General features: G+C 43.6%; 2 protein-coding genes and 5 pseudogenes. 5 read left to right on the forward strand and 2 right to left on the reverse strand.

What is annotated here, in order from left to right:
- A pseudogene (locus tag F6K20_RS21300) lies at nucleotides 1-155 on the reverse strand (IS630 family transposase); the annotation flags it as partial.
- 72 nt (nucleotides 156-227) lie between these two features.
- On the opposite strand from F6K20_RS21300, the pseudogene F6K20_RS21305 reads away from it, so the two are divergent.
- The 5 genes and pseudogenes from F6K20_RS21305 to ltrA all read left to right on the forward strand — a co-directional run.
- Nucleotides 228-329: pseudogene (locus F6K20_RS21305) on the forward strand (group II intron maturase-specific domain-containing protein); the annotation flags it as partial.
- Between the two features lie 42 nt (nucleotides 330-371).
- On the forward strand, nucleotides 372-731 hold the full coding sequence (locus F6K20_RS21310; protein ID WP_353736798.1) for an HNH endonuclease: 360 nt from the start codon (nucleotides 372-374) through the stop codon (nucleotides 729-731).
- A 182-nt stretch (nucleotides 732-913) separates the two neighbouring features.
- Nucleotides 914-1156 carry an HNH endonuclease gene (locus F6K20_RS21315; RefSeq protein WP_071986979.1) on the forward strand — a complete coding sequence of 81 codons (243 nt, stop codon included), beginning with the start codon at nucleotides 914-916 and terminating at the stop codon, nucleotides 1154-1156.
- 439 nt (nucleotides 1157-1595) lie between these two features.
- Nucleotides 1596-3117: pseudogene (locus F6K20_RS40795) on the forward strand (reverse transcriptase domain-containing protein).
- Nucleotides 3118-3856: 739 nt separating this feature from the next.
- Nucleotides 3857-5537 (forward strand): annotated as a pseudogene (gene ltrA / locus F6K20_RS21325) (group II intron reverse transcriptase/maturase).
- Between the two features lie 52 nt (nucleotides 5538-5589).
- Here the strand turns inward: ltrA and F6K20_RS21330 are convergent.
- Nucleotides 5590-5972, reverse strand: a pseudogene (locus tag F6K20_RS21330) (IS4 family transposase); the annotation flags it as partial.

Here is a 5972-nt window from a genome sequence, read left to right on the forward strand (position 1 = left end):
CAACCCAAAACTTCAGCAATTTCTAACTGTGTTTTTCCACTATTCAACAACAGCAAAATTAAAATACGTTCTCTAATATTTCCATTTTCTTCTATTTTTAAGGCTTTTTGAAGTATTGTTTTTTGCTCTTGTGTCAGATAATTTTTTGCTGGCATATTTCCTATTATTGGGTTATTTATTAATTTTTATTATACCAATTTAAATGCCGAACAGCTTATAGTTCAGTCTGTAGTAAGGAAACCTTCAATACTTTAGGGCATATGCTATGGAAAAAACTCCGAAGATGGGGATATAGGAGGCATCCCAAGAAATCGAAATCCTGGGTAACCAAGAAATATTGGGGAACCATCGGGAAAGACAAATGGATGTTCATGACCGGGCAAGATAATTACTTGCCCAAACATGCCAAAATACCTATTGTTCGGCACAGAAAAGTCAAAGAAACCAGAAGTCCCTACGATGGCGATTTAATCTACTGGAGTACCAGAATGGGTAAACATCCCGAAACTACCATTCAGAAGGCAAAACTTTTGAAAAGGCAAAAAGGGAAGTGCTCCCACTGTGGTCTTACCTTTAGGGATAGAGACGAAATGGAAATGCATCACATCTTACCACGCGCTAATGGTGGAACTAACAAAGATGAAAATCTGGAATTACTACACCTTCATTGCCACGATGCCAAACACGGGACAAAAGTCAACGCCAAAGAGTTAGATGAAAACCCGTTTTAGAGGTACCAATGACAATGGTTCCGTTTGATGAGGAGCCGGATGAGGTGAAAGTCTCACGTCCGGTTTTGAAGACGAGTCAGTGGGGTGACTCACTGGCTTAGTTTAATAAGGGAAGACTTTTGAAAAGGCAACAAGGGTTTGAAGTTACCGTAAGATAGTGGAGCCTTTATAGTTGGTAGGTTATGCGTAAAAGGTTGAAGTCTTTTGTAGTAAGGCGACCCTATCTAAGGTTTCGTTTCCGGAAATGCGCTCACTGTGGTCTTACCTTCAGAGATGGAGATTTATTGGAAACACATCACATAATACCACGCGCTAAGGGTGGAAACGACCTAGACAAAAATCTAGAGCTGTTACACCTACATTGCCACGATACCAAGCATGGGACAACAATCGATACTACAGAGTTAGATGGAAACCCGTTCTAGAGGTACCAATGACAACGGTTCCTATAATGACGAGCCGTATGATGCGTGCATTGTCACGTACGGTTCTGAAGACGAGTCGGTGAGGCGACTCACCGGCTTAGTTTAATGTGACACTGGGCAAACTGGTTCTAAAAAAGTGTCTTAAAGTCCCGGCCACAACCTGAATTAAACAATGTGCGACCGGCGACACCGACCAAGAAATATTCTCGCAGTGGTTTTGCCTTGCTAACTGCAATCTCCGAGAAGGTGTCAGGCAAATTGAACCGCCCTAAATCACCAAAACAATCTGGGAAATGGAACGAGTAAAAACGACAGCAATACCGGGTCTGAAGGAAGGTCGTACCTTCGGTAAGTAAGGCATTACTTAATCCCCACTGTCGGGTAGGATGCAGGCGGAAACTGCCTGCGGGTATCCAGAATATACGAATCAATGGAGAGTATGGTTAGACACGTGAACAGACACAGTGAACTTTGGAAAGGACAAAAGTGGAAACAACTCCGCCGAAACCTATTCCGCCTACAGCGAAGAGTATATAAAGCGGTTCAAGCTGGTGACTTGAGGAAAGCTCGGTCTATACAGAAACTGATTCTGAAATCCCGCTCGGCTCAACTCCTGGCCATCCGTCAAGTGACACAGCTAAATCAGGGCAAAAAGACCGCAGGTATAGATGGCAAAACCGCCCTCAGATACCAAGAACGGTTAGAACTATTAGAAGAATTGAGGCAAAACGCCCTCGACTGGAAACACTCCGGTCTCCGTGAAATTCCAATCCCTAAAAAGAATGGAAAAGTAAGGATTCTAAAAGTACCAACCATTGCGGACAGAGCATGGCAAGTAAGCGCAAAATTCGCACTCGAACCAGCGCACGAAGCTACCTTTCACGCCCGGAGTTACGGGTTTAGGACTGGTAGAAGCGCCCACGATGCCCAAAAATACATATTCAATAACCTAAATTCCCGAAAAAACGGCATCCAGAAAAGAGTAATAGAACTAGACATCAAAAAGTGTTTTGACCGCATCTCCCACAAATCCATCATGGATAGATTGCTAGCCCCAGCTAGTCTGAAAATGGGGATATTCAGATGTCTATTAGCTGGCATCAATCCGGAATTCCTTGAACAAGGAACGCCCCAGGGAGGAGTAGTCAGCCCACAAAAGCGCCAACATCGCACTTGATGGAATAGAGGCCATTCACCCTAGCGTCCGATCTGCGGATGATCTGGTGATTTTCCTAAAGCCAAAAGACAACGCCGAAAAGGTATTGAATAAAATTAAAGCCTTTTTAGCGAAACGCGGGATGGAAATTAGTGAAGAAAAGACCAGGATAACCAAAACGACAGACGGATTTGACTTCCTGGGCTGGAACTTCCTCCTCCAGAAAAACGGAAAGTTTAGGAGCATTCCCTCAGAGGATAACTACGAAGCAATCCGGAAGAAGATTAAAGCCGTAGCCAACAGCTCGAATTATGGTGCTAAAGTCAAGGCAGAAAAATTAGCCCCTATTGTCAGGGGCTGGAGGAATTACCATCGGAATGGCAAGATGGACGGTTCTCGAAATAGTTTATGGTTTGCTAATAAATCAGCACACCGCAAATTTTTGAAGGAAAAGAAAATCGATAGAACAGAGGCCGAAAGGCTAATCAAGAAAGCATTCCCAAAGGTAGGATACTCCGAAAACAAGCATGTGTCGGTCAAAGGGACTAAGTCCCCTTATGACGGAGACTTAGTCTACTGGAGTCAGCGAAACAGCAAACTCTACGACAATGCTACAGCAGATGCCTTGAAGAAACAGAACCATTCTTGTGGACATTGCGGACTAAGGTTCATAGGTAACGAATCTGTACACCTCCATCACATAGATGGAAACCACGACAATTGGAAACCAAAGAACCTAATGGCCGTACATCGGAGTTGTGATCAACTCATCCATGGGGGCAGACCGAAAGGTCAGGATATCTAGGAGCCGTATGAGGGGAAACCTTCACGTACGGTTTTGAAGGAGAGGGTGCGATTCGTTAGCTAGAAACCTTTACCCTACAAGGGTTTTGGGGGATTAGCTGCTTGGTTCAATGAACCCTGACAACTTGATAACCATGGTGGTGAAAAACCATCCCGGAGACAAAACCTTAGAATAGTGCAGCCTTAGTACAAAACCTTACTCCTATGATGCCTAACCTGCTGACCATAAAGGCTGCACTATTCTTTCGGTAACTTCTGACCCTCATGAAATCCGAGTGACAGCCCTACCCTGATTCATAGGAACTAACAAACCTATGGGTTAATGCAAGGGTCGAATATTGGAACACCCTTAACCTGACCGGTGTCAACAATAGGCAAAGAACTCATGGGTACGAGAGAAAGGTACGTTTGAATCATCGTCACAGAGATGTAGCGAAAAAAGGTTTGACACGCTACGGAGAAAAACTCAACGGAATTAGGATTACAAAGTTCCTCCCCTTTGTAATGGATTTCCCAAACAGTTCCCGGTGAAAAGTACCACCCTAAAAGTTCAAAGAATGGTTATCAGGAACGAAATAACTCTCATATGTACTCTCAGTAAGGTCGATTACTGAGTAGGTAGTTAGCCGCATGTCATATGAGGGCAAGATTGAGTCAGAAGCCAAAGCCTAGGGTAATGCCCAGGATATGCTGACGGACTCACGTTATAGGAAAAGATGTAGTTGTAAGTAGCAATGAAAATGTCTAAAACTCGGGGATTCGCCCCACAGTCGGAATGGAAGAAAGTCAACTGGCGGAAGCTAGAAAAGAATGTCTTTAAGTTGCAAAAACGAATATATCAAGCCTCTCAACGTGGTGATGTCCGCGTGGTAAGAAAGTTGCAAAAGACTCTGATAAAGTCCTGGTCGGCCAAGATGATTGCGGTCAGACGGGTAACCCAGGAGAACAAAGGGAAGAAGACTGCTGGAGTAGATGGGGTCAAATCATTAACACCAAAACAACGGCTTACTTTAGTCTCCAACCTAAAAGTTTCTAAGAAAGCCCAACCAACCAGAAGGGTATGGATTCCTAAACCTGGACGGAAGGAAAAGCGACCATTGGGTATCCCAACCATGTATGACCGCGCTCTCCAGGCACTTGCCAAACAGGCATTAGAACCTGAATGGGAAGCAAAATTTGAACCCAACTCCTATGGGTTCAGACCAGGACGTTCATGTCATGATGCCATCGAAGCAATATTCAATAGCATCAAACAAAAGCCCAAATGGGTACTTGATGCTGACATAGCCAAATGCTTCGATAAAATCAATCACGATGCACTTCTAACTAAACTGAATACCTATCCATCCATGAGACGCTTAATAAAGTCCTGGCTAAAAGCCGGTGTGATGGATAGTGGGACATTCTCACCTACAGATGAGGGCACCCCTCAGGGTGGAGTTATCTCTCCACTAAAGCGCGAATATAGCCCTCCACGGAATGGAACAGGCCATATGGGATTACGCAAATTCTGTAAAAGGCAAGAAAACCCACTATAAAAAGGGACTAGCTCTAATCAGATATGCCGACGATTTTGTCATCCTACACCAAGACCAAAAAGTGATAGAAGAATGCCTTGAAGTCATCAATAATTGGCTACATGACATGGGTCTGGAATTAAAGCCTAGCAAAACCAAAATGACCTATACCTTTAACGGATTTGAATTCCTTGGATTTAATATCCGTCAGTACAAAGTAGGCAAAAACCACTCTAAACAAGGCTTTAAAACCATCATCAAACCATCTAAGGATGCAATTCTAGAACATTTCGAGCGGCTTTCAAAAGTCATCGACAGACATAAAGCCGCTCCTCAAGAGGCTTTAATCAAACACCTCAAACCTATTATACGCGGATGGTGCAACTACTACAGAGGAGTCTGTAGCAAAGAAACCTTCCAAGATTTAGGTTACATGCTCTGGAACAAACTCCAAAGATGGGGATATAGAAGACACCCAAAGAAAACCAAAACCTGGGTAAACAAGAAATATTGGGGAACCATCGGAGAGGATAATTGGATATTCATGGCAGATGAGGATAATTACCTCCCAAAACATGCCAAAACTGAAATAATAAGGCATAAAAAAATCCAAGATACCAGAAGTCCCTACGATGGAGACCTAATCTATTGGAGCACCAGAATGAGAGAACATCCTGAAATGCCAGCTCAATCGGGAAGGCTTTTGAGAAAGCAAAAAGGGAAATGCGCTCATTGTGGTCTTACCTTCAGACCTGGGGATTCAATGGAAATGCATCACATACTACCACGCGCACTGGGTGGAAATAACAAGGATGAAAATCTGGAATTACTACACCTAACCTGCCACGATGCCAAACACGGGAAAAAAGTCAACGCCTTAGAGTTAGATGAAAACCCGTTTTAGAGGTACCAGCGACAATGGTTCCTATGATGAGGAGCCGTACATCGGTGACAACTTAAGCCTGTATGCCAATTGTCAAGGGGGTTGACGAAAAAGGCTTGAAGAAAAACTCAGACTGACCCTTTTGTCGGTCAGGAAAAGGAGCAACAATAAGTTTGACCTTGGGTTTTCGCTGCTGTTTGACGATACCTAAATCCTGATTCTCTGGGGCAGCAAAATACTTAACTGGGTCAGAAGCTAATCCTTTGTCATGAGCAACATAAAAATGATAGAGACCTCGATAAATCATCTCTAAAGAGATGCGGTCAAAGGGTAAAGAAAGCTCCGAGGCTACAGCATCACCTAAATCCACTAAAACCGCATAAAAAAGCCACGTCCCCCAAATCTGTAACTTAACTCCATTAAGAGAACCAGTCCATAAATAACTTAACCCTAAAA

Source organism: Moorena sp. SIO2C4, from assembly GCF_010672485.1.
GTDB lineage: Bacteria > Cyanobacteriota > Cyanobacteriia > Cyanobacteriales > Coleofasciculaceae > Moorena > Moorena producens.